Below are 24584 nucleotides of genomic sequence, written 5' to 3'. Positions count from 1 at the left end.
TCTAACGTCATACACAGTATACCCAACTCATGCCAACATATCTATTCACAAATACCAACAATCCGGGCAAAATCCCCTCTGAAATACCACCAAACATTTTCCTCTGTTTTGTCCTGCTTTACAGCAGAACCAACAGTCCCCATGCGCCGGTTTTACATATAATATTCAGTCCCTTTCCTACTGCGGATAAACTGTTCTACATCCTCTATGGATTCTGCCATCCTGCATTCCGGCAGTGCGCTTAGGACATCCTTATGGTACCTGCCTCCTGCCACTGCACGGGTATCCAAAATCGACACCACGCAGGTATCCTGCTCTGTCCGAATGGCCCTTCCAAATCCCTGCCGCAGTTTCTTCTGCATATCCGGCACGATGTTCTCCTGAATATATTCCTCCAAATGCTCATACTGTTCTTTCTCCGCTTCCCTTACCGGGTCCGGAACAGCAAAGGGCAGTTTTACCATAATCAGGGAGGACACCATGTCTCCCGGAAAATCCACACCCTCCCAGCAGGAGCCGGCTGAGAACAGAACCGCGTTCTCTAATGATTTAAACCGACGGATTTCTTCCTGTGAATGCCTCCAGACCTCTATGAGCGGGAACGGCAGGCTGCCCCGAAGCTGCTGGCACACGCTTCCCATCAAGGAATAGGAAGTAAACAGCACCAGCGTATGCCCATAGGTAGCGCCGATCAGCCTTTGGATATGGTCTGCTATCATATGTACCTCCCCCAGGCTTCCCTTTCTCACTGGTTTTAATGTCTGGGGCAGATATAACAGACAGTTTTCTTTATAATGAAACGGGGACTCCGCCACATACTCTTTTACTTTAGATTCCCCCGTCAACCCTGTCACCTGCCGGGTCCTCTCAAATCCATTTCCGGCCTTTAAAGTCCCGCTGGTTAATATAGACGGAAGCCTCTGGCTCCACAGTGTCTCCTGTAAGCGCTTGGGAATCCTGCGGCTGATGGCACAAAAGACGGGAAACTGGTTTCTGCCTTCCTTCCAGTATAAAATGTAGTGGGAATCCTGATTGGCGAAGGCAGTCAGTACCTTTTCTGCTTCTCCCAGCCGGTTTATAAGCCACCGGGAAGTGCCTCCCGTTAGTTCCTGCTGGATCTGCCGGATTTGTGAAAGGCAGTTTTTAAGCGCCTCTCTCTGCTGTACGGAAAGTGATGCGCTATGTCCATCCGGTTCTGTTGTTTCCGCTTGGTTTCGGAAAACTTCCAAAAAAGCATGATAAGCCTCCCGCAATCTCTTTGCCTGTTTTCTCCGGAATTCTTTTTCGAGAAACCTTCCGATCTCCTCAATATCCTCAACACCCAATGTCTTCCCATACATCTGTCTTGCGGCCTCTGAACTGGTGCGCCTCATCCACAACTAATGCCCGGTAATCCGCAAGCAGCGCCTTATAGTCCTTTGCTCTGTGCAGGGCGTCTGCGAGAAGATAATTATGGTTGCAGATCTGGAAAAAGACATCCCTGCTCTTGGCTCTTTTCAAATATTGTTGATAACGGCATCCGTTCCGTCCCGGACAGTCTGACGGGCAGAATTTGGGGACGCATACCTGCCTGCGGTCAAATCCGCTCAGTCCATGGACAGCATCCATGTCGCAGATATCCTTTAATTTTAGGACTGCCTGTTTTTGAAGTGCATTCTTCTGCTTATGCCCGATCGCCTGCAGCCGGGATTCCAGCCTTCTGTCACACACGAAATGCTCTTTTCCCTTTCGCAGCACTGCCTGGATCGGCTGCTGTATCATCCCTGACTCCTGCATTACCTTAGATAAAAAGGGCAGGTACTCTTGCATAATGTCCTTTTGTAGAGCAATGCTGGATGTGGATATGGTCACTGGCCTGTGGTCGCAGACCGAAAAATGACCGAGGGCAGATGCATACTTCCTCCAGATGATGCTGGCCGTCAGATAAGCATAAGTCTTGCCAATCCCTCCCCCGGCATCACACAGTGCGATCTTATTTCCCAGCAGGGTGTCCAGCATTTGGTGGCTTAGCTGTATCTGTGCCTCCCGGACACATAAGCCATGCTTTGGGAGAATGTCCCTGAAAACTTTTTCTATCTCCCCGTGGGCTTTCTTTTCGTATTCTTTTCGATAAAACATACTCTCATCCTTCTCTGTCCGCATGAAGTTGATACCACATCAATGCGGCCATGCTCTTCACAGCCGCATGTATCTGATATCAACCACACACTTTCATTGATTTCTAAATTTAAAATGATTCTGGCTCCGTATTTGACCCCGCTCCCCCGGAAACCTTCCACAATCTTGTGGCGGGAACATTACAGGCAGACATCCGGCCAGATGTCATTCGCAAATTTCCAAAGGGTCTTGCTGATTACAACCCAATGTCCATCCTCTGCTCTTTGGCAGGTAAACGTATCATTATCCCCCGCTTGTAATCATGGCGGAAAGCCAGCCACGGCTTTATTTCAAATATAAGGAATCGCTCGAAACAAAACCAGACAGCGCAGACTGGGGAAAACAAAGTTTCTGATACTTATGTTTCCTTTTTCTGACTGCCGGTCCCATTTGTCCTGGCGCTTACTCTGTCACGCTACTACTTGCGGGAACGTACCTGTAATGCTGATATTGGATTGTCAAAGAGCAAGAGGGGGCAGATTTCCCCCTCTACCCTATAGCCGCTGAAATATATGTTTTTTATTCAAGTTTGAGAAAATTTTTTCTCAGGCGGCCGATTTTTGTATAAATGGTCTGTTCCGGCATTCCTGTCTTATTGGAAATCTCTTTTACAGTAAATCCCATCATCTTCAATAAGATAATCTGCAGCGTCTTCCTGTCTGCGTCCAACAGGATATGTAAGAGCCTTTCATCACCGATAGCATCTAATAGAGGCTGAATTCCTGTGATATCCGGTTCTTCCAGTTCAGAGGTCCAAAGGCCTGATTCCTCCGGGAAAACAACTTGATGCTCCCGATACCGCCGCTCAGACTTAAACTCTTCCCAATCCATACTCCGCAGTTCTTGGATTGCACTTTCGTCCATTCCCAGTTCCCGCAATTGCTTTTCTTCATTTTCCTTCCAATGTCTCCATTTCTTTTCTTCTCTTGCTTTGTTATAGGCCATCCTTTCCTACCTCCGATTTGATATTTTTGAGAAATCAAATCGAAGTGCGGAGGTGACCGGATTCTTTTATTTGAAGTAGTATTTTGTAAATTCTTGACGGGATTTGTCGCGGAAAAAAGTGTCACAATCCATTGCTGGATTATGACACCATATTGATTTTTCCAAAAGAATGCCTCTTTTGTACGACTTTCCTGCAAATATACTGCTCCTTTGCATGATGGGATGGTGAACTATCCCATTTTTTGGCAATATCGCAGTATACTAAACCCAACTGTCAGAAACCTGTTTACTAACTGTCAATTTACTGTCAGTTTTCGCAAGTTTCGACAAAAAAAGAAACAGACCTTTTTAAGAATCTGTTTCAGCTAAAATCTTCCTTATGTAATTCCAAGTAATACCCTATCCCACGAACATTCTTGATAATATCCGCTGCTTTTGGCTCTATAACTTTTAGTTTATCCCGAATACGGTGGCGTAAACACCAGAGGATGTTATTACTCTCTTCATAATAATGCTCTTTCCAAACAATCTGATAAATCTGACTAAACGTATATACCCTCCCTGGTGTAGCAGCCAGAAGATACAAAAAATCAAACTCATGTCTGGTAAGCCTGATTTCTTTCTCATTCCAGAAAACCTTTCGTCTAACCTGGTTGATAATCAATGGTTTCTCCACTATGATTTCCTTTTCTGCAATCATATTTTCATGCCAACATACATACCTTCTGACAAGAGCATAAATCATTAACCTAATCTCTTCACCAGCAGTAGAATACTCTATTATTGCATCAGCTCCTGTTTCAATATAGACTCTTTTTTCATCAATCGTTCCTGCCATAAAAACCAAAATTGGAGTTTTCTTCAATGTTCTGATGGTTTCAATTATACTGCGCGTAATTTCCTCATCTTGTCCCTTTTCTATAATAATCAGATGGTAGGAAATTATAGTGAGATGAAACAACGCATCCTGTAAACCGGTGGCATAATAAATTGTAACCGATTTGTCTATCCAGTCCAGAGAGTCTATATTAAATTGTTTCCCACTTGTGATAATCAGCAATTTAATTTCTATTCTCCCCACTCCTCCATAAACACCAGTTTGGAAAACTGTACCTATATCTGTATTGTCAGCTGCAACTTTTTATTATTCCTCATATGATTTGGTTTTGTCAAATCCCCCACTCCCCTTGATTATTGTTTCATATTGTAATCAAATCTAAGAAAAGCGAACGAAAAGTACACATTTCTCCACAAACCTGTAAAAAAAACATCTTTGCGTATGCCAGACGCTGGGTTCTGGATTAAGTGGAGCATTTAACTGATAATAATCTCCTTATATCATCCAAATGCTCTTTGCATGTCACACGATAATGGATCCAGCCGCCATCACTGCAGGGATATTTATGATTGATATATTCTTGTGCGTATTTTTTTACATTGTCATATTCTAATTCAAACTGAGCATTGGATAACCTCATCATCACCGTAAAAGCGTTTTTCTCTGCAAAAATATTGCAAACCAGGCTCTTCTTTCTCCTATGAGCAACTCCCCAGCCATACTGATTACCGTAGGGAAAAGTGATTTTCTGTGCTGTTTCGAAGTTTTCGCTTAACCACTCATTAAGCTGTGTAAACAGCTCTGCTGTTTCGCCGCAGTATGAAGCCATATCTGCGGGTGTGGGCACCTCTTGTTTATTCAGCATTCTTTCATACATAATAGCGTTCTCCTCTAAAATTTCCGTATATACTTACTGAGCCATTTCTGGTGATGCTATAAAAGCAACTCGGCCATGAGTTTGTTAAACCGCTCACTCTCACTCCATTGTGGAAAATGACAGGATTTTTCAAACCAAAAGAATTTTTTTTCTGTTTCTAACTGGTCAAAATAACTTTTTACAAGGGCGGATGATACATGGCTGTCATACCGTCCTTCAACAAATATGATAGGAACTTCATACTTCGTCTGGCTTTCAAAATTGATTTCCATCAACTCCTGCCATAAGTATTGGATTGCCTGTAAACTGCCCTTCTGCCTCCTGAGCAGATCAGGAATCGTATAGTATTTTGAAAGCAGAAAGGGCTTAACCAAATTATTATAATTCGTTCGTCCATAGAGAGAACCCTTGTGCTTCACAACCTGTCTTGTGACGAAAAGCAAATCGTCTAACCATTTTTCAGAAGAATAGGAAAAGTCAATTTTTTCTAACCGTTTCAAATCTTTTTTGTCAGCATGCATAAGTGCATAATCGTAGGCAGTTTTAGAAGATTTCTTCATATTCACAACCTGCCCGCAGCCGATATAAGTGCGCACCAGTTCAGGGTGAGATTGAATAAAAGAAAGTCCCAGGACACTTCCCCATGAATGACCTGCCAGGAATAAAGCGTTTTGACAAAATCGTGCCAGCAGATATTTTATGAGGGTATGAAGGTCTTGCAGGAAAATATTTATGGTTATCTCACCATCAAATTTATAATAAGACTTTCCTGCTCCACGCTGTTCCCAGATAACAACCGTAAAATACTTTTCTAATTCCTTGTTATACTTCATAACCAGTGGAAGAGCCGCATCCCCTGGCCCTCCGTGAAGATAAAGAAGCAAAGGGGTATCCTTAACTTCTGCGCGTATGGAAACAAATTGCTGCACGCCATTTATCATAATTTTTTTCTGTTCGTTAATATACATTTCCTTTTTCCCTATTCCCATCTTGGCACAAATGCAAATTTATTACACCATACAGTTATGGCTTTCTTTTTTGGTAACCAGGACGCAATAGAAATATCCATTTTCACATACACCTCTTCTATTGTCATACCGGAAGCAAGAAAACGATTTATCACCGTTTTCATATCTTCACCAACCTCTATGATATATCCGTCTAAATCATAAAATCTAATGACGCGTTGACCCCACGGGCTTACACTATCTTGTACATATTTCCACAGAGCATCATATCTGCTCATCACGTCTTACCCCTTAAAAATTTCAGTTTACTGTAAAGCTCAATATGCCATTGGGCGAGGCAGAGAGTTCCAGCACCGGCTTTCCAGTGCCAACCGTATAGCCGTCATGCCAGCCCTTGAGCAGTTCCGCTCCCCAGCGTCCGTCCCAGCCGCCGGACAGATGGAAGACCAGATTTTGAGGCTCCTTAGTCAAATGAAACTTTAGCATACCGTTTTCCACGCCGGCGAACACATTTTCTCCCACAGCGTCGATCTCGGCCGTAATCGAGCCGTTTCTGGATTCCAGTCTGGCATTGTCCAGCTGATCCACCTTTATGTCCATACTGCCGTTCTTGGTGGAGAGGTCCGCTTTGCCGGTAACGGTTGCAGCGGTGAGCGCCACACTGCCGTTTCTGGCGTTCAGGATCACGGGCGCGGACACCGTGGTACCCTGGACGGCCAAAACGCCGCGGTCGCATTGAAGTTCCACGGAAGCGGAAATCGTATTCCCAGTCACCCGGATTAGGCCGCTGTTCCCTATACCGCGGACCGGCACATCCACGCCGTTTACCAGCAGGCTGCCTACGCCGCAGTCCAGGCGGATCTCCTGTAAAACCCCGGTGGGTACACCCACGAGCACCGTGTTCACCCGGAAGTCCGGGTCGGTGTTCACGTAGCCCTCCGTGGGCATGGCGCCGGTACAGGTCACAGTGAGCACACCATCCTTTATCGCCGTTTCTACGGCGATGTCCCCGGCTTCCTTGACTCCTATGTAGCTAAACTCAAAGCTCCCGCTCTCAGAGGGCTCCACCGCTACACCGCAGAGATCGGCATTCACCCGAAGGGTCGCGATATTTTGATTGGGGATGGTCTTGATGGCCGTCACCGTGTTGGGAGTGCTGGCCGAGCGCAGGGTGGCCCAGAGATCGCTGCCGGAGTGCTTATAATAACCGCCGTCCGATTTAAACGCGAGTTTCCCAGTGGATGCGCTTACCATCGTGGACATGGCAGGATTGTCCTGATAAAGAGACTCCGCCGCTAAAGCACTGGTTGGCGGCATATCCGCACTGGCCCTCGTCACAGCGCACCCACAAAGCGCTATGGCAGCAAGTCCGGCAGCGACTGCAATGCTTAGCTTAGATCTTCGTTTCATGTCACTTTACCTCCACAAGTTTGTTATTTTGCCGTCTTCCGGCAAACTGAATTTTATGCTAATCTATTTATCTGTTAAGTTATTCTTTGCCAGAACGCATTAGTTCGTCAACGATTTCTGATAGGTGGCTAAAGTTTGGAATCATTTCGTCCATAAATTTTTCTACATCTCCATACCTTTTAATTGCATCTCTTGCAATTGGTTGTGATAGTGAACTCTCTATTTATCACGATACGTTAGGGTCAAGGATTTTCGTATTTTTTTGTTAACCTTAGCCTTTATTCTTATCTCACAAACTGGGATTTACTCAATTCATTTTCTTTCGGATTATCCACATGGCTACAAGGATTATTACAACAATAACAGCAGTAAAAATTCCCCGAATCTCAATTGATAAATACCAAGGAGCAGATTGCATTTCGTATAACCCAGGGTGAACTTTGTAGTCATAGTATTGATAGATACTGCTGCCTATAAATACACCAATGAAGCACCATAATATGGTTTTTAATATACTATATAATTTTTTCATACCTACCTCCATAACTTCTAATTTTCTGCCCGACAAGCTGGAAGTTACTTTTTTCTGGTTCTCTATTTCTTATTCATTTTATCTACCCAAGGTTTTGTTATTAACTCAATAATGCCTGCTATAAAATCAACCATACATTGTCCCTCCAAATTCCAATTCGTAATATATAAGTGAGGGTTTTAACAGCCTTCACTTTTCTTTTATACTGAAGGTGATTGGCTAACGGAATTTCCAATTGGGATACCACGCCCGGAGACAAATGTGTTAGCCAGCCTTCATGTTCCTGCATTCGATTCAGCAAGTTGTGACAGTTTATCTGCTCCCGTTTCACTAACGAATATGAATGGACCCTGAAGCGTTGGAACCAGTCAAATCTTTATTAGGAGGTATCACTATGATTGCTGTTGGAATTGATGTTTCAAAAGCGAAAAGCACCGTTGCTGTTCTTAACTCAGATGGTAGCATACGTGCCAAACCATTTATTATGCATCATACCCTTTCGGATATGGATGCTATGGTAAACTATTTAAATAGCCTTGATGATACTTTTATTATCCTCTTGGAATACACTGGGCATTATCATTATCCAGTATTAAAAAAACTTCAAGAAGAAGGATTCCCTGTATGTCTCGTAAATCCATATCAAATGAAAAAATATGGAGATGTTGAAATCCATAAGGCGAAAACTGATAAAAAGGACGCCTTGAGAATCGCAAAATACGCCTTGGAAAAGTCATATATGCTTACGCCATACACTTCTTTGGAACAAAAATATGAAGACCTGAAGTTTCTTTCCCGTCAGTACAACCAACGTATTTCAACGGTAACCTATACAAAGACACAGCTGACAAATCTTCTTGATGAAACCATGCCAGGAATAACGTCTTTGTTAAAGCTGAAAAGTCGCAAACCCGATGAGTGTGCCTTGTTACTTTTTATTAAGAAATACGGTTCTTTCGATCGGGTTAAGGCAATGGGCAAATCAAGATTCCTATCTTCCTATGCCACACTTATGAAAAAGAGCCATGATAGATATGCTCCACAAAAAAGCTTATCTATCTATGAATTAGCCTGTGACAGTATAACAACTCGTGGAGACAATGACTACATAATTGCCGCTCAAAATCAGTTAGTTGATTTATTGGCTGCTGTACAAAACGCTGCTGATGAAGAAATCGCTCAAATGCAAAACATTGCAGGAACAATACCTGAATACAGGATTTTACGTGCAATGAACGGCGTTGGAGACAGGTTAGGTCCCATTATTCTGGCTGAAATCGGAGATATCCGCCGTTTCCACAGCGCAAAGGCTCTCAACTCCTATGCTGGAAACGATGCTCCCCCATATCAGTCAGGGCAATTTGAAAGCAGGAACCGCCACATATCCAAGCGTGGCAGTTCTGCTCTCAGAAAAGCTTGTTTTGAGGTCATGCAGGCTCTCAAACTGACAAAACCTCAAGATGATCCTGTTTACCTTTTCATTCTCAAAAAGGAACAGGAAGGAAAACCTTACAACGTTGCAAAAATGGCTGGCGTTAATAAGTTTCTCCGAATTTACTATGCTCGTGCGATGGAGCTTTATAAGTAAATCATCTTAATTCTATACTTCTTTTTTCAAATCTACAATATGGTAGATTTATTAAGGTTACTCTTTTTTCTTCTGAAAAAATCAAAAAAAGGGTTGACAAACATTAGCAAGATTTATCGAGTACGCCTTTATCGCCAAGTGTGTGCTTTCCACCTATTGGCTCCTTTACCCAAGAAAATGTACTAGAACAGCCCTACAAACAATAGTTAGTGTTTCTTCCGGTGATTTCTGCGAATAATAGCAACTACTGCTCCTGCCAACATAATAGTCATATGCGTATTGATATTCTTTCTCGCAAATACACCTCCTGCTTAGAACGGATATTCAAATATCGATTTCAAATGGAATGGTAGGCACCCCATCCGAAGTCGGAATATCATCTTCAAATGCCCATCCTTTTAACTTCAATGGCTCAAATAAAATGAATTCCGCATCTCTGCCTCCCAGGGCAACACCTTCGTCAAAAGCCCCCGGAAATTTTTCACAGTAGACCTGGCGTAATTCTTCATTAGAATCCATCATCGTTGCACCTAAAAATACGGCTTTTGCTTCTGCAAAAAAAGGGCCGGCAGCAATGCAGCAGTTAGGATTTGCTTTTAGCTGCTGATATTTCAGTGAACCGGGATCCGTGAAAATTAAAATATTTCCTCTATAACCAACCGGACTAACCTGCCGCATAGTAACGCTTTCACCTGATGCCGTAGCAAGCACTACACTCATGTCCTTGCGTATAATATCAAAAAATCGAGTAATTCTGTCCATTCTTTCTCCTATCTACCTATTCTGTACTTGAAGTATATCGATATAAATCAATGGCAAATCTCTGCACGCACCTTCTTCCACTTACGAATTTTACTCCGAAATGTCTTAAAGGGTGCGGCTGTATTAATATGAATCCATTTCCAAATTGGCCAATTAGAGGGGGTGGATTGTGCCCATTTTCGACCTCCCGGTTGGAAAAGCTCGTCATCTGAAAAGTCTTGCAGCCAGTTTAGTAAGTCAGCAACTGCCTGTTTATACATTTGTTTTAGCTCTGACAGGCTCTGTGCATTATAGGTGGCATAAAACCCTTCATAAATCGCACTCATTTGGTTCCATTTATATCCCGGCGCTGGAGTAATCACTTCTTTCCCTGCCAGTTCATCACTATCCCATCCGCGAATGAGCCCCATCCAGCCAAGCTGATAGGCAAGCATTTCACGGGGCGTTCTATCCACACCCTCCAACCTTAAATCGCTGTCATCTTCTACTATGTTATCAAATTCTCCTATAAATTTAGCTGCTGTTTTTTTTTATTTCTTCAACCAAATCCTCTTTACTTGTGTATTCCTGCATCATGCACCTCCATTTTTCTTTTATTAAAACTTAATTATGATATTACTTACCAATTTAATGCAACCACGGTTGACCTCCCTCCACAAACCCTATGAAATTACAGAATCACTGACCAGCCAAGTTTTCGCTTCCTCCATATCGGTACAATAAAGCATGCCCGTTCCTAGCGAAGTGATGTCTTATCTTGAAGAATCTGATGGCATGCTTCAATCATTTCTATGTAATCAATTACTTTATCATAAGCAAACTCCTTTGTCTTGAAAAAAAACGACATTTCATCAAATCCTGCCATACATTTCTGATGCCTTATTTTTGATTATATCAGGAAAAGAGGGATTGTATTTTCGTTTTATCTTCGTGGTGTATGAATTCTTATTGACGAAAATCATACGATTTTCTGACAATTGAAGATACTATATGATAAATCGGATTTATTCCTCCACATGGTATGCGGTAATAACGCAGTCATCAAATTTAATTTCTATCGCTTTTTTCTCCCAGTTCTTTCATCCCGGCAATCAATACCTTTAGAGAAAACTCAATGTTGTCCTCCATCGGCAGCGAATGGCCAAATGCATCGTTATTAACCAGCAGTGAAAGTTCTCCAAAAACGCGCGGAATGTACGAATCAGATGATTACAGTTTTCCTCAGAAATATGTAGCGAAGAAGTAATTTTCGAGCAGATAGCAAATAGCCTTTTTGTAACCTTCTCTGCTTCATTATTCTGGTATTTGTTATACCAGAGCATAGCGCTAAAAACACCTGGATTTTCTGTCGTATAATCATAAAATGCCCTGCAGATTGCCTCCCATGCATCGTATCTACTGACCCCCACTGCAGCCTCCAACATCCTTTCTTCCATATGCCGCCAGCCATAGAGCATGAGTTTTGTCAAGCTCTGTTCTTTCTCTTCTCATTAATTTTCTAATCAGAAGCAGGGAAAACAGGAATTCGTCTATGAAATACTGGATGCACGCAGACAGTCCGCTGTCAGTGTCTTTGCATTTTGAAGCATCTCCTCCGGTGTCCCTGCAAATACCACCTCTCCCCCGTTCTTCCCTCCATCAGGGCCGATGTCGATGATCCAGTCCGCCTGCTTCATCACGTCCAGGTTATGTTCAATCACCACCAGCGTATTTCCGCCGGACACAATCCCATCAAACAGTTTCAACAGATTTTCTATGTCAGACCTGTGAAGGCCTGTGGTCGGCTCATCCATGACAATGATACTGCCCTTCTTCCCCAGGTTCTTTGCCAGCTTGATCCGCTGCCGCTCTCCCCCGGACAGGGTACTAAGGGGCTGCCCCAGCGTCAGATAGGATAATCCCACCTGCTGCATTACGCTCAGGCGTTTCCTGATCCTGGCATCCTCAAATAGTTCCATCGCCTGGGAAGCGGTCAGCCCCAGCAGTTCCACAATATTCCTGCCCTTGTAGGTACAGGCAAGCGCTTCTTTGTTATACCGCACACCGCCGCAGGCTTCGCATTCAGTGACAATCGGATCCATAAAGGCAAGTTCCGTAACGAGAACGCCTTTACCGCCGCAGACCGGGCAGGCGCCGGCGGAATTAAAACTGAACAGGCTTTCCGGCTTACTGTTCTCCCGTGCCAGAAGTTTTCGTATCTCATCAAAGAAGCCCAGGTAGGAAGCTGGTGTAGAGCGGCTGGTGGCTGTAATCGGCCCCTGGTCCACCATCACCACTTCATTCTCATATGCTCTCGCAAATACCTGGGAAATGAGGGTACTCTTTCCCGAACCGGCCACACCAGTCACCACCGTCATGATTCCCAGAGGGATGTCCACATCCACATGCTTTAAGTTATGAAGGCAGGCATCCCTTACCGGCAGGCTGCCGGTGGCTTTACGTGGCATCTGTTTTATGGGGAACGACTTTTGCATGGCTTTTCCCGTCGGGGTATCTGCCCTAAGTAGTTCCGGATAGCTTCCCTCAAACACGATTTCACCGCCGTTTTGTCCTGCCGCAGGCCCCACGTCAATGACATGGTCTGCAATGGAGATTACGTCTTTATCATGTTCCACCACAAGGACTGTATTTCCTTTATCCCGAAGCTTCTTGAGAAGATGATTCATACGGTAGACATCCCGTGGATGCATCCCGGCACTGGGTTCGTCAAAGATATAGGTCATCCCGGTCAGACTGCTTCCCATATACCGGACCAGCTTCAGCCGTTGTGCCTCCCCGCCGGACAGGGAGGGTGTTTCCCGGTTCAGATGCAGATAAGGGAGTCCAATCTCGATCATCCGGTCCAATCCCTCCAGAATGGTATGAACCAGCAGACCCACTGTCTGGTCCGTGATCTGTGTCAGGACTTCACGCAGGAGAGTCAGCTCCATCTCGCACATGTCTGCAATAGAATACCCGTTTATTCTACAGTTCAAAGCCGCCTCATTCAGCCTTTTTCCATGACAGTCACTACATTCTATTTCCGTGATCAGGTTTTTTGACTTTTCTTTGGTGTGTCTGCTTTTGCTGCTGATATCCCGGTTTAAGAGGGTTTTCGTATACTTATGGTACAATCCAGTTACTTTCGGGTTCTCCGGCTCTCCCTTACCATCACGGGCACCATAGAGAAGAAGGTTGTATTCCTCTTTTGTGTAATCCCGGATGGGTTTATCAAGGTCGAACAGCCCTGACTCAGCATACTGCTTCCAATACCAGGATCCTGGACGGTACAGGGAATCCTTCACACAGCCCTGGTTCCAGGATTTATTCCGATCCAGGACTGCTTCCATATCCACTTTTGTAACTTTTCCGAGACCGGAACAGGTCTTGCACATCCCGTTGGGGTCATTAAAAGAGAAATAGGACGCAGTTCCCACAAAGGGCTGCCCAATCCTGGAAAACAACAGCCGCAGGCTGGCATACAGTCCGCTGATGGTCCCTACTGTGGAGCGTGCATTTCCCCCTAAGGAGGACTGGTCCACCACAACGGACGGTGTCAGATTGTCAATGCGCTCCACTGCCGGTTTGGGGTATTTGGGAAGCCTGGACCGTACAAATGCCGGGTAGGTTAAGTTCATCTGCCGCTGGGATTCCGCTGCAATCGTGTCAAAGACAATACTGGATTTCCCTGACCCGGACACCCCGGTAAATACCGTAATCCTTTCCTTCGGGATTCTGAATGTGACGTGTTTCAAGTTATTTTGGGTAAGCCCATGTACCATAATATCTGCCATTTGATTACACTCCTTTTCTCTTTTTCCTGCTGTCATATCCAACCAAACCTGCTGCAATCAGAGCCGTAAGGATGTCTGCTGTGGGACCTGCGTACAGAATCCCGTCCATTCTCCAGATACCCGAAAAAATATAGATGAGCGGTACCATCAGCAGAAGTGGCCGGAGGATGGAAAGCAGCATCGCTTTCACTGCCTGTCCGGCTGCCAGATAATACTGGGCTGACACCACCTGAAATCCAGCAAACACCAGTCCGAACAGGAAAATGCGCATACACTTGATACCAAATGCCATAGATGCCGGCTCATTCATCCCAAAAATCTGCAGAATCTCCGCCGGGAATAACTCACAAATAAGCCAGCCAATCACAGAAACCACCGTAGCTGCGCCAACCGCCTTTTTATAGGTTTCTTTGACCCGGTGTTCGAAACCAGCGCCTTTGTTAAATCCGATAATCGGCTGCATCCCAAGTGCAATCCCCACACAAATAGAAACCACTACAGAACTGATTCGAAGCACAATCCCAAGACTGCTAAGTGCCGCTTCGCTGCCAACGCCTGCCATTTTACAGCCCACCACCGCTTTGTTCAGTTCAATCTGCAGAATTGCTGCCGCCACCTGAATCATGCAGGCTGGAAGCCCGAACGCAAATATCTGACCGCAGATGGGTAATGTCGGGCAGATATTTTTTCTTCTTAACCGGATATGCCCCTTCTTTAAAAAGTAAACCAACAGTATGACCTCGGACATGATCTGCGAGGTTACGGTAGCGATTGCTGCACCCTTCACTCCCCAGTTAAAAACAAATATATAGATTGGATCCAAAATCAGGTTGATTACCGCTCCGACCAGGAAGCATCCCATAGCCAGGATGGGGCTGCCATCCGCTCTGGCCATACTGGACAGAGCAATAGCTGCCATACTAAAGGGTGCGCCAAGTAAAATGATCGGGGCATAATCCAGTACATAGGACAGTGAGCCCTGTACCCCCTTTGTAGCCCCAAAAGCTAGTGCCAGCGGTTTCAGGAAAGTAAGGCATATAACGGTAAACAGAATACCTGTGGCAACAGACAGGATAAATACCGTTCCAAGGGTTTTTTCGGCTTCTGCTTCTTTTCCTGCCCCTAAGTTCATGGACGTATAGACACTGCCGCCAATCCCCAGCAGGGTGGCGATGGATAAAAGAATCGTGACGAAAGGAAAAGTAACCGTGGTTGCAGCAATGCCAAGATATCCCACCCCACGCCCAATGAATATCTGGTCTACGATGTTGTAAAGTGCATCCACCAGCATGGATAAGACAGATGGGATTGCAAATTTTATGAGCAGCCTGCCGAGAGGTTCGGCTGCAAGAGGGTTTTCCCTCACTGTTTTAATAGTTTTGTCCATTTCTTTTTCTCCTTTGATTTTTTTCATCATTTACGCTGGATTAGTATATCAAAGGAGCGCAACCCATTCATGATACTTTTTGCGGTTTTTCTTCATCCGAAGGCCTGACGGCAAACCATGCCTCCTGAATCGGCGTCTCCATGCCCCTGCCTTCTATAGGATATACCTCGATATCCGGCAGCTCTGCATAAAAAAGGCCTGATGATGGCAGAACTTCTAAATGCAGATACCGGAACATGTCATCGGAAGTCACATGGCAGCATGGATCTGCTGTTACCATGCACCAGGTGGCTTCAGGTATCCGAAACTCTTCCATTCCTGGGGGTACAGGCCGGTTTGTGGCCGCTGCTATATAATAGTAGATATGCTGCGGGTCAAAATAAGCGCTGATACCAAGGACTCCATAAGGTTCCAGCTCCGCCATTTTACTGATCTGCTGAATCTGTCCTGTCCCAATGGTCTGCTGCCAAAATCTTAGGATAAGGAGCATATTTACCTCGTGTTCTTCCACAAGTGGGATTTTTACGCCGACTATCCGGATTGTGCTTTTTTTACAGATTCTATACTGCATGATTCCCCTCCATCGGATTGATTTGTTCTTGTCTCACAAACATCCTCCCTTACATTTAAAGTCATAACCTGTTTCTATTTTACGTGTCATAGAAGTATTGTGCATGATATTTTTTGCGCTTTTAACAAATACAAAAATTCAAAGTTATTGTTTTTCTGTCTCTTAGAACGTCTATAGTTATGTCTGGAAATTTCTGCTGCTAAAATACTGTTTTGCATACCAAAACACCAGATATTTCCGTTGCCATGCCCACAATATTTGCTATAATAGTAAAAAACGGATGGAGGTGCCTGTTTGAAACGATATCCCCCTTTAGAAAGGGCCATTACCTATATCGAAGCACATTTAAATGAAAATATCGGTCTGAATGAAGTATCAAGAGAAACCGGCTACTCCTACTACCACATGACCCGACTGTTTTCTTCTGTTTTAGGTGAATCCGTGGGACACTATATCAACCGTCGGAGGCTTTACAATGCGTCCGAAAAACTGATTCATTCCGACCAGAAGGTCATTGATATTGCACTTGACTGTGGTTTTGAATCGTCAGAGGCGTTCAGCAGGGCCTTTAAAGCTGTTTTTGGATACAGTCCTGTAGATTACCGGAAAGCCGGACTTGATTTGGTGATAAAAGCAAAAAAAGAACTGGTGCCGGAAGATGTGTGCCATATTGCCAATCATATTTCACACGCTCCCAAAATCATCCTGTTAGGTGAGACAAAAGTAGCCGGGCTTCGTGGGACTACTTCCCTGTCTGACAATCAGCTGCCCGGACTATGGGAACAGTTCCATGGTCTTAACAAAGATTTTTTCACCACATCTGCGGGATATGGCATTTGTGAAACGCAAAAGACGGCTTATACAAAAGACGGCGACGTGTTATATTCCGTCATGATCGGCGGTCCGGTGAAGGATTTTGATTGTCTGCCGCTGGAACTGGCAAAAAAGACGCTGCGTGCAGGAAGATACGCTGTTTTCACCCATCGGGGCACACTTGGAAACTTATATAAAACATATCAGTATATCTTCGGAACATGGCTGCAGACCACCAGGGAAGAACTGGATGACAGGGAAGATTTTGAAGTTTATGAGCATGAAATTTTATCATTTGATGATCCAGATAATGAAGTTAAAATTTTTATTCCTATCAAATGACAGGACACCGTTTTGTATACAGGCACTGACGGTGTTTTACATATCACCGAGTATTTAGATTATCACTCCATCTTTTACACTGTTCACCCGTCTGCTGCTTTTCGACGGCTTTTTTTCTTTGCCGTCGTCCGGCAGATTACATTTCTATTCGGTTAAATGGTGTGGTTATTCAAGTAGTCCGTCACTTACGGTGACAACACGGTTGCTGCTTTTTGCCGCTTCCGGTGAATGAGTAACCATGATAATTGTCTGTCCACGTTCCTTGTTGATACGCTGCAATAAATCCATTATCTCTGCTCCTGTATGACTATCAAGGTTTCCCGTCGGTTCGTCTGCAAACAGGATTTCGGGATTTCCAATTAGCGCGCGGGCGATTGCGACGCGTTGCTGTTGTCCCCCGGACAATTCGCGGGGCGTATGCCCTCGTTTGTCAGATAAGCCGACTACCTCTAAAATATCTTTCAGCGGTTTTTTGTAGTCCCGCATTTTCTTTCCGTCCAACAAAAGTGGAAGCATGATATTTTCTGCCACATTCAAATTAGGGATAAGGTTGTAAAACTGGAAAACAAATCCTATGTTCTGCCGTCTGATCCGGCTCATTTTTTCATCATTGAATTTTGAAATGTCCATGCCGTTCATAAAGACAGAACCGCTTGTAGGTACATCAAGCCCACCAAGAATATAAAGCAGCGTACTTTTTCCAGAGCCGGACTGTCCCATGATAGAAACAAATTCACCTTGTTTCACTTTCAGTGATATGTTTTTAAGCACTCTTGTTTTGGTATCGCCAAGCTGAAAGTCCTTAATTATATTCTTGCCCTCAATGGCAACTTTCTCTGTTATTATGTTCATTTGTCAAGCTCTCCTTACTCAAATTTGATTTCTTCCACCAGTTTCATTTTTTGACTTTTAAAAATTGGTACTATGGAGCCAAGTAGGGTAACGATAATTCCTAATGTCCCCGCAACGAGAAATGTCCAAACGTCCAGTTCCGGTGTCATCGAAATTTTTGGTCCCGCAACAAGGAAAATGGTCTGTATTTCCATGTAAGAAACGACAATAGCAATGACAGCACCGATAAGCCCGGAAGAAAAGCCCTCTATCAGTGTCATCTTCCTGTTTTGACGGTTACTTAGCCCAATGGATTTATACATGGCAATGGTGCGCCGCTTTTGTATATAGTTGATTAAAAGGTTATTGATAACGCCGACAGTCGCAAGCAGCAGGATAAAATAGGTCATGCTGTGCATTGGTTCTAAAAATGCGCCAACAGTTGCGAGCGCGTCGTTGTTAAATTCCTCCACGGTACGGCTCCAATTTGAGGTTTCCCCGAATAAAGCCCGTATCTGTACCATAATTGCGTCGGGGTCTGTGGCGGTATAAGCTAAAAAGTCATAGTCAGACGCGCCAAAGTCAGATACGGCGTACCTAGAGGGAATAACTGCTTCCACATCAGTTGCCCTTGATTTGAAACTACCTACCACTACATAGGAATTTCCGCTTGTTCCATTTGATAGTGTAATCGTATCGCCTATGGAAAAACCGCCCCGCTTCATGCAATCTTCGTTTATAATTACTGCCCGTTCACCAGAAGCAAAAGAGAGTGCAGCCTGTTCGCTCATGGGACTATCCGTGTAATTAAGTGCAAACATAGAATTATACCATTCCAAATTATCCGTTCCTTCTAAACGGGAAATGGGTTCACTATTCCCCTGCACATTGTTCTTAAACACATAAAGAGGTAATACCTTTTCTACTCCGTCCATATCTTTTACCTGTTCCACAAATTCCGGCTTCATGTGTCCGTCGGCAAAACCTTGAAGCTCTGCGCCATGAAATACGTCGCCGATATAAGTTGTTACAAAATTCCCCACAACATTGATTGCAATAATCGCTGATATGCTGATGAACAGCAGCGTAATATTCTGCGTGACATTCTTATTATCTTTCATGTTACGGGCGGCAATCCTGCCCTCATTTCCCGCTAATGCACCATAGAAGTGTTCCAAGCCTGCGCTTGCTATATTTGTGAAAATCGGTATCACAAGTATAGTAGCGGCAATCAGACCTAACAGAGAAAAACCACCTGCAAGATAAAGCATAGTGCCGGACGCAAAGTGCGGTAATAAAGCGGACACGATAAACAGCACAATTCCTGTTCCGACAATCAGAGGACGCGGGATATGCTTTTCCTCCACCGTACCTAAGACGATATCTTTTATCGGTAGCCGGCTTGCCCTGTGGACAGGCAGCCATGCCGAAAACAAAGACACGATCACGGCAACTGCAAAAGAAAGAATAACACCGGGAATAGAGATAACAGCGGGGATTTCAATTCCCTGTGATAATGATTTGCCCATTCCCTGCAAAATGCCTTTTAATACAATCATACCAATAGGAATACCAATCAACCCACCTGTGCAGCCGTAAAACAGGCTTTCCAAAAGCAGAATACGGGTTACGGTCTTTTCCGTCGCGCCGATACTGCGGAATGTGCCAATGATCGGTAAACGGTCTAAGGTAATGACTTTATAGCTGCTGTAAATGATAAAAATACTCATAGTTAATGAAAAGAAACTGATTAGAAAAAAAGGCATGGATTTCTGCCTTGCGTCGGCGGCTATCTGCGCTTCATTGACAATTTCCGATACCCGGTACTTTCCATTATCAAGAGCATTTTGCAGTTCAGAGACAAGATTGCCTGTTGTACCTTTTTTGACGGGTTCAATCAGAATTTCGCTGTAACCGTCCTCCCACCCCAAAACTTCTTTTATGGTTTCCAAAGGCAGAAGTGCTGTTGCGCCCCTTGTGTGACGCAGGAAAACTGTGTCATAAGCGGCAATTTCCGCTACTTCAAAATCCACTGGTGAGCCATTTATTTGTAAGGTAACAGTATCGCCTTTTTTTATGCCATATTTTGATGTAAACCTGTCCGGCAAGATAATCTGATTGCCGGAAAATGCGGTAACTTCGCCGCCCCCAATTAGTCGTGGTTTATTGATTTGCTTTAATGCTTCCATATCAGCCGCTAAGAGGTCAACTGTTTCATAGTATCCGTTTTCATGGTAAAGGGAAGTTCCCTCTACAATTCCTGCTTTTGTCTGTATGTCTGGCAGGGCGGGAATATCGTCTGCATGAATACCGCCCTCCACACTCTGAACAGAAACAGTCGCACTCCCCGCCATGCCGCGTGCCATTTTCCGCTGTGCACTTTCATAGGAAACGCCGATAGAAAAGGAAACGAACAGCAGCATAGCAGACAGCAGGATTGAAAGAAGCATAATGAAAGTTCTTGCTTTACGCTCTTTTACGTTTGTTAAGATATACTTTAGAATGATTTTCAAATTCACACCTACTTTCCATGCGTTATTTCAACGCATTTTCGATTGCTTTCAGAACGGTATCACTGGTAAGCGTCGCGCCCGATACAGCGTCAACCTGTAATGTTTGTTCGGCACATACTTTCCCGGCGATTGTTTCAGCCTGCTCCATGTAAGAAGCCTTATGCTCCAATATCTCAATATCCGCTATTTCATGGTTTTTTACGCAAACTTTGACAACGGCTATTAAAATCTTGTTTTGATAAACGCCGATATATTCGCCATCTGTAACTGTGTTTAAGTCCACCGTCCCAATCTCTAATGTCTGCGGACGCAACAGTAATGCAAAGGCGGCAAAGCACACAAGGGTGGTAATCAGTATCGTTACTAACAATGAAATCACCTTTTTCTTTTTCATGTTCCACCTCCTCGTCTATAAATAGAAAAAAGGTTGACCGTCACTACACTTAACATAGTAAACGGTCAACCTTAATCTAATTTTTATTCTACCTTAATTAACCTTAATTGCCGGGAAAACGGATAAGAAAAGAAGTCCCAACGCCGGGGTTACTGTAAACAGAAATTGTACCACCATGAAGCTCTATAATGTTCTTTGCGATTGCAAGCCCTAAGCCTGTACCCTCGGTTTTGCTCTCCGTATTTGTCCCTCTGTAATATCGCTCAAATAATCGTTCTGCCTCCACATTGCTCATGCCGTAGCCATTGTCTGATACGTTTATAGTCAACTCACTTTCAGAAGCCCCAATTTTTAGGGTTACTTCCGTGTCTTTAGTTCCATGCACAAACGCATTGATAATCAGATTTTGAAACGCCCTTGTGAAAAGTTTTGTGTCAAAAGATAAGAGTGCTGTTTCGTCTGTAATATTATTGCTACACTCGAACAAAATCATGCGGTTTTCGTATTCGGGGCAGTTCAATATATCAATGGACAATTCGCGCAAGAAGCGGACAATATTCTGTTCCTGCCTATTTACTGGAAATGTACCGTTTTCTAATTGCCATGTTAATTTTAAATCTTCAATCAGAGTTTCCATATATGCCGCGTTTTTTAGAATAATACCCGCATATCGCCTGTACTCAACTGCTGCTTTTTCTGTGTCATCATATAAAATTTCCGCATAGCCTTTAATCGGGGATAGTGGGGTCTTTAAGTCGTGTGTAATGTTAGCAATCCATTCCCGGCGTATAGTTTCCGTTTCCTCCCGCAGCTTATCGCTTGCCTTTACGCCCGCGTCCAATTCATTCAGACTATTGTATAGATCGCCAAATGCACCCTTTGCCTTAACAGGAAGATAACATCGTCCAGAAATATCCTGTATGGACGTTACTAATTTACGGATAGTTTTTGTCATAAGAAAACCATAAACCAACCCTAAAAAAATGATAACTGCTAATAAAATGCCAATCGTTGAGAAAACAATTTTTTTCCCGCCTGTAAATCGTTCCCCGTTTAAATACATGGTTACTTTTTGAATGTTCATAGGGAAATGGAGAATATAGACATAGTCCTTTCCGCGCTCTGTTACGATACCTACAAAGGAAGTCCTATTCTCTGTATCAAGGTTTCCAGTTTGATTAAGCTGCAAAAGGTCAGCGTTAGAGTAAGTGTCCTGTGCATTGTCCAGCTTTTGGTACGCATATACTTCATTTCCGGCGGTGTCCAAAATTTGCAGTCCGATATGGTTATCCTGCAATCGTTCTATGCCTGTCTGTTTTACTGTGGGGCTACCATCCACAAAAATAATGCAGTCCGAAAAATCCAAAGTAAAATTTTTAGCCCAATCACTGCGGACATTTTTGCCGTTCGGGTCTGGTGCGGTAATAAGCATGGCAAAAAGGCAGCACGCCACAAGGAGCGTCCCTAACAGCGACAAGAAGAATATTGAATATATGTGAAAAGTGGTACGGTAGCCGGATTGTTTCATTTAATCAGTCCTTTTCTTTAGCTTATAGCCCAAGCCTTTTATCGTAATCAGTTGTTTCGGGGTTGACGGGGTATCTTCAATCTTTTCCCGAATATGGCGAATATGTACCATGATTGTGTTATCACAAATGCTGCTGTATTCACCCCACACCTGTTCATATAGCCGTTCCTTGCTAATAATCTTATCTGCATTTTCCATAAGATAAGACAATAGCAGAAATTCCCTCCCGGTCAAGTCAATTTCCTTTCCATTTTTATAAATCCGGCTGCTTTCCTTATCAAGCGCAAGTCCTCCGACAGTCAGCAGCCCTTTTACGTCTGTTCGTATGACAGACTGGTATTGCTGGCGGCGGAGCTGCGCTTTGATACGATAGACAATCTCCCGTGGGCTAAAGGGTTTTGTGATATAATCGTCGCCACCGCAGGACAGCCCAAGTATCTTGTCAATATCATCATTTTTTGAGGAAAGAAACAGAATAGAGCAAAAAGAGAACTCCCGTATTTGCTTGCATACCTCGATACCATCAATATCCGGCAGCATAATATCCAAAACAATCACGTCCGGCTGATATTCCCGGCATATCTGAACAGCGTCCATACCTGTGTACACTTTCTTAATGTTTTCAAAACTATCTTGACGTAATACTTCTTCTATTAAATCAGCAATGTCTTTTTCATCATCTACTAACAATATTTTGCTATTCATTGACTACACCGCCTTTTCTTTTTCTCCTGCCGTCAACAGGCTTTTTTGCGTCCTTTGGTATAAGCCACATATAACTAAGTTTAGAAACACCAGGTATACGGTTTTCCTCACATAGCTTCTGTACCCGCCTTTCTGAAATACCCCAATTTTTTGCTGCCTCGGAAGCTGTAATGTACCCTGTCATATTATCTACGCCCTTTCTTAAATCACATTATATACGGACTTACGAATAATAACAATAGACAGGTTGCAAATAATATGCTCTATTGTTGTCAATCATATCCAAAGCAGAAAGGTGAACGGTAAACAGAAATAACAAGTTTGAGCAGTATTCAGGATTTGGCATCACGCTATCCGCAGATGGCGAAGTTTTGTATCACAGAGGCCAGCGCGTAAAGCTTTTCATTGACCAACTTTCTGATGGTAGTTTTGTAACTTTTTGATCGGATGAAGCAGGTATGATCAACTTATCCGTTGTAAGAAATTCGGCCGGGCAGATTACTGCGATTGAGACTATCACAGAAGAACAGGCAGAAAAATACCTTACAAAGGCAGAAGCATTGTCCAATGCAAATTGGTAAATCGAATCATTCTAATACGTCGGGCCAGTTCAGCCCGACGTATTATATTTTTCAAACAGAAATTATTTTTGTAAATTTGTTCAAAAAAGGAACTATTTGTTATTTCTTTGGGACAAGTTCTATGTTATTACTGTCACCAGGGTTTTTAAACCGCACAGTGGTGTCGCCAGTATCTTTGGGTTTTTCCATATCAGAACCGTCTGGATTACTGCTCTTATCCTCCGGTGATTCTGTCAAATCCTGTTCGGAGGAGGAATCCTCTCCAGAGATGGAATCTTTGGTCACATGTTCCGATTGAGACGGTGAAGCGGTCTGCTTCTCCTGGTTAGCCATACAGGCAAACAATGAAAAAATCAAGATTAGACAGAGGCACATACAAATCCATAGAGTAATACGCTTTTTCATAGTATCTCCCTCTCTTTCAATTTTTTGTGTTTTAATTCTAAAACAACGTCAGCCTTTTCTGCCACTGCCTGGGAGTGTGTCACCACAACCACACATTTTCCGAACTGGTGGGCACTTTCCCTTAAGATGTCTGTGAGTTCCGAAGCAGTGTTCTCGTCCAGATTGCCCGTAGGCTCATCCGCCAGGATGACCGAAGCGGCGCTGATAAGAGCCCTGGCAACAGCCACCCTCTGCTGCTGGCCGCCGGAAAGCTTGAGGATGTTCCGCCGTGCTTCTTCCTTAGTAAGCCCCAGACGCTTAAGAATCGGCATGCCGTCCTGTTTCGCTATTAAAGCAGTATTTTCAAGGGGCGTCATGTAGTCAATCAGGTTATAATTCTGAAAAATCAGGGAAACCCGGTTCCGCCTATGGTACTCCAGCCCTTTTTCCAATATATCCTCCCCGTTAAACAGGATGTTGCCTTTCGTCGGTGTATCCAAACCTCCTAAAAGAGAAAGCAGGGTTGACTTGCCTGAACCCGATGGGCCAAGAACCGCATAAATCTTTCCTGTTTCCAAAACCGCACTAACTTCGGATAAAATCCATTTCTCTTTTTCGTAAGCATAACATATATTTTTAAATTCTAATGTTGACATCTGTCTTCCTCCTCAACTTATTTCTGACA

At 43.8% G+C, this 24584-nt stretch carries 25 protein-coding genes and 1 pseudogene; 3 read left to right on the top strand and 23 right to left on the bottom strand.

What is annotated here, in order from left to right; translation table 11 throughout:
* Positions 1 to 152: 152 nt before the first annotated feature.
* The 8 genes and pseudogenes from HGO97_RS24480 to HGO97_RS22145 all read right to left on the bottom strand — a co-directional run bounded on the left by HGO97_RS24480 (position 153) and on the right by HGO97_RS22145 (position 7727).
* A pseudogene (locus tag HGO97_RS24480) lies at positions 153 to 2118 on the bottom strand (ATP-dependent DNA helicase).
* 558 nt (positions 2119 to 2676) lie between these two features.
* On the bottom strand, positions 2677 to 3102 hold the full coding sequence (locus HGO97_RS22175; RefSeq protein ID WP_216245335.1) for an RNA polymerase sigma factor: 426 nt from the start codon (positions 3100 to 3102) through the stop codon (positions 2677 to 2679).
* 361 nt (positions 3103 to 3463) lie between these two features.
* Entirely contained in the window at positions 3464 to 4183 is a 720-nt protein-coding gene (locus HGO97_RS24315) for a winged helix-turn-helix transcriptional regulator (RefSeq protein WP_216245333.1), read from the bottom strand.
* 220 nt (positions 4184 to 4403) lie between these two features.
* Entirely contained in the window at positions 4404 to 4817 is a 414-nt protein-coding gene (locus HGO97_RS22165) for a DUF3788 domain-containing protein (RefSeq protein ID WP_216245331.1), read from the bottom strand.
* A 56-nt stretch (positions 4818 to 4873) separates the two neighbouring features.
* The gene (locus tag HGO97_RS22160; protein ID WP_216245329.1) at positions 4874 to 5785 is read right to left on the bottom strand and encodes an alpha/beta fold hydrolase; all 912 of its coding nucleotides are present in this window, start codon (positions 5783 to 5785) and stop codon (positions 4874 to 4876) included.
* An 11-nt stretch (positions 5786 to 5796) separates the two neighbouring features.
* A complete protein-coding gene (locus tag HGO97_RS22155) occupies positions 5797 to 6063 on the bottom strand; it encodes a hypothetical protein (RefSeq protein WP_216245327.1) in 267 nt (88 codons plus the stop codon).
* Positions 6064 to 6085: 22 nt separating this feature from the next.
* A complete protein-coding gene (locus tag HGO97_RS22150) occupies positions 6086 to 7195 on the bottom strand; it encodes a DUF4097 family beta strand repeat-containing protein (RefSeq protein ID WP_216245325.1) in 1110 nt (369 codons plus the stop codon).
* 307 nt (positions 7196 to 7502) lie between these two features.
* Positions 7503 to 7727, bottom strand: a complete 225-nt coding sequence (locus HGO97_RS22145) for a hypothetical protein (RefSeq protein ID WP_216245323.1) — start codon at positions 7725 to 7727, stop codon at positions 7503 to 7505.
* A gap of 394 nt (positions 7728 to 8121) precedes the next feature.
* On the opposite strand from HGO97_RS22145, the gene HGO97_RS22140 reads away from it, so the two are divergent.
* Positions 8122 to 9315, top strand: coding sequence for an IS110 family RNA-guided transposase (locus tag HGO97_RS22140; protein ID WP_216245321.1), 1194 nt, complete (start codon positions 8122 to 8124; stop codon positions 9313 to 9315).
* A 324-nt stretch (positions 9316 to 9639) separates the two neighbouring features.
* Here the strand turns inward: HGO97_RS22140 and HGO97_RS22135 are convergent, their stop codons facing one another.
* The 7 genes from HGO97_RS22135 to HGO97_RS22110 all read right to left on the bottom strand — a co-directional run bounded on the left by HGO97_RS22135 (position 9640) and on the right by HGO97_RS22110 (position 15808).
* Positions 9640 to 10077: a pyridoxamine 5'-phosphate oxidase family protein gene (locus HGO97_RS22135; RefSeq protein WP_216245319.1), complete on the bottom strand. Its 438-nt coding sequence runs from the start codon at positions 10075 to 10077 to the stop codon at positions 9640 to 9642.
* A gap of 47 nt (positions 10078 to 10124) precedes the next feature.
* Positions 10125 to 10568 (bottom strand): ClbS/DfsB family four-helix bundle protein, encoded by a 444-nt coding sequence (locus HGO97_RS22130; protein WP_330654329.1) that lies wholly within the window; start codon positions 10566 to 10568, stop codon positions 10125 to 10127.
* Between the two features lie 245 nt (positions 10569 to 10813).
* Positions 10814 to 10942, bottom strand: coding sequence for a hypothetical protein (locus HGO97_RS24105; RefSeq protein ID WP_281420042.1), 129 nt, complete (start codon positions 10940 to 10942; stop codon positions 10814 to 10816).
* A gap of 235 nt (positions 10943 to 11177) precedes the next feature.
* The gene (locus tag HGO97_RS22125; protein ID WP_246597697.1) at positions 11178 to 11546 is read right to left on the bottom strand and encodes a WHG domain-containing protein; all 369 of its coding nucleotides are present in this window, start codon (positions 11544 to 11546) and stop codon (positions 11178 to 11180) included.
* Positions 11547 to 11606: 60 nt separating this feature from the next.
* On the bottom strand, positions 11607 to 13850 hold the full coding sequence (locus HGO97_RS22120) for an ATP-binding cassette domain-containing protein (protein WP_216245317.1): 2244 nt from the start codon (positions 13848 to 13850) through the stop codon (positions 11607 to 11609).
* A gap of 4 nt (positions 13851 to 13854) precedes the next feature.
* Complete coding sequence (locus HGO97_RS22115; RefSeq protein ID WP_216245316.1) at positions 13855 to 15237, bottom strand: MATE family efflux transporter; 1383 nt, start codon at positions 15235 to 15237, stop codon at positions 13855 to 13857.
* A 67-nt stretch (positions 15238 to 15304) separates the two neighbouring features.
* Entirely contained in the window at positions 15305 to 15808 is a 504-nt protein-coding gene (locus tag HGO97_RS22110) for a GyrI-like domain-containing protein (protein ID WP_216245315.1), read from the bottom strand.
* A 294-nt stretch (positions 15809 to 16102) separates the two neighbouring features.
* Between HGO97_RS22110 and HGO97_RS22105 the strand changes: the two genes are divergently transcribed.
* Positions 16103 to 16963, top strand: a complete 861-nt coding sequence (locus HGO97_RS22105) for an AraC family transcriptional regulator (RefSeq protein WP_216245314.1) — start codon at positions 16103 to 16105, stop codon at positions 16961 to 16963.
* Positions 16964 to 17128: 165 nt separating this feature from the next.
* Here the strand turns inward: HGO97_RS22105 and HGO97_RS22100 are convergent, their stop codons facing one another.
* From HGO97_RS22100 to HGO97_RS23935, 6 genes are all read right to left on the bottom strand, one after another.
* Positions 17129 to 17815, bottom strand: a complete 687-nt coding sequence (locus tag HGO97_RS22100; RefSeq protein ID WP_216245313.1) for an ABC transporter ATP-binding protein — start codon at positions 17813 to 17815, stop codon at positions 17129 to 17131.
* Positions 17816 to 17829: 14 nt separating this feature from the next.
* Positions 17830 to 20307, bottom strand: coding sequence for an ABC transporter permease (locus tag HGO97_RS22095; RefSeq protein WP_216245362.1), 2478 nt, complete (start codon positions 20305 to 20307; stop codon positions 17830 to 17832).
* 22 nt (positions 20308 to 20329) lie between these two features.
* Positions 20330 to 20701 (bottom strand): FMN-binding protein, encoded by a 372-nt coding sequence (locus HGO97_RS22090; protein ID WP_216245312.1) that lies wholly within the window; start codon positions 20699 to 20701, stop codon positions 20330 to 20332.
* 103 nt (positions 20702 to 20804) lie between these two features.
* Positions 20805 to 22229 (bottom strand): sensor histidine kinase, encoded by a 1425-nt coding sequence (locus tag HGO97_RS22085; RefSeq protein WP_216245311.1) that lies wholly within the window; start codon positions 22227 to 22229, stop codon positions 20805 to 20807.
* Complete coding sequence (locus HGO97_RS22080) at positions 22230 to 22934, bottom strand: response regulator transcription factor (protein ID WP_216245305.1); 705 nt, start codon at positions 22932 to 22934, stop codon at positions 22230 to 22232. It lies immediately after the preceding gene.
* A complete protein-coding gene (locus HGO97_RS23935; protein WP_246597695.1) occupies positions 22927 to 23118 on the bottom strand; it encodes a helix-turn-helix domain-containing protein in 192 nt (63 codons plus the stop codon). Before HGO97_RS23935 ends, HGO97_RS22080 begins: the two co-directional genes overlap by 8 nt.
* 274 nt (positions 23119 to 23392) lie before the next feature.
* Between HGO97_RS23935 and HGO97_RS24100 the strand changes: the two genes are divergently transcribed.
* Entirely contained in the window at positions 23393 to 23515 is a 123-nt protein-coding gene (locus HGO97_RS24100) for a hypothetical protein (protein ID WP_281420041.1), read from the top strand.
* Positions 23516 to 23614: 99 nt separating this feature from the next.
* Here HGO97_RS24100 and HGO97_RS22075 read toward each other — a convergent pair whose 3' ends face one another.
* Positions 23615 to 23920: a hypothetical protein gene (locus HGO97_RS22075; RefSeq protein WP_216245304.1), complete on the bottom strand. Its 306-nt coding sequence runs from the start codon at positions 23918 to 23920 to the stop codon at positions 23615 to 23617.
* The gene (locus HGO97_RS22070; protein WP_216245302.1) at positions 23917 to 24555 is read right to left on the bottom strand and encodes an ATP-binding cassette domain-containing protein; all 639 of its coding nucleotides are present in this window, start codon (positions 24553 to 24555) and stop codon (positions 23917 to 23919) included. The genes HGO97_RS22075 and HGO97_RS22070 overlap by 4 nt, the downstream gene beginning before the upstream one ends.
* Positions 24556 to 24584 lie beyond the last annotated feature (29 nt).

This window comes from Faecalicatena faecalis (assembly GCF_012524165.2).
Taxonomy (GTDB): domain Bacteria; phylum Bacillota; class Clostridia; order Lachnospirales; family Lachnospiraceae; genus Faecalicatena_A; species Faecalicatena_A faecalis.
Note: the sequence above shows the minus strand (reverse complement) of the source record. Positions and strands in the feature narration are given on the sequence as shown.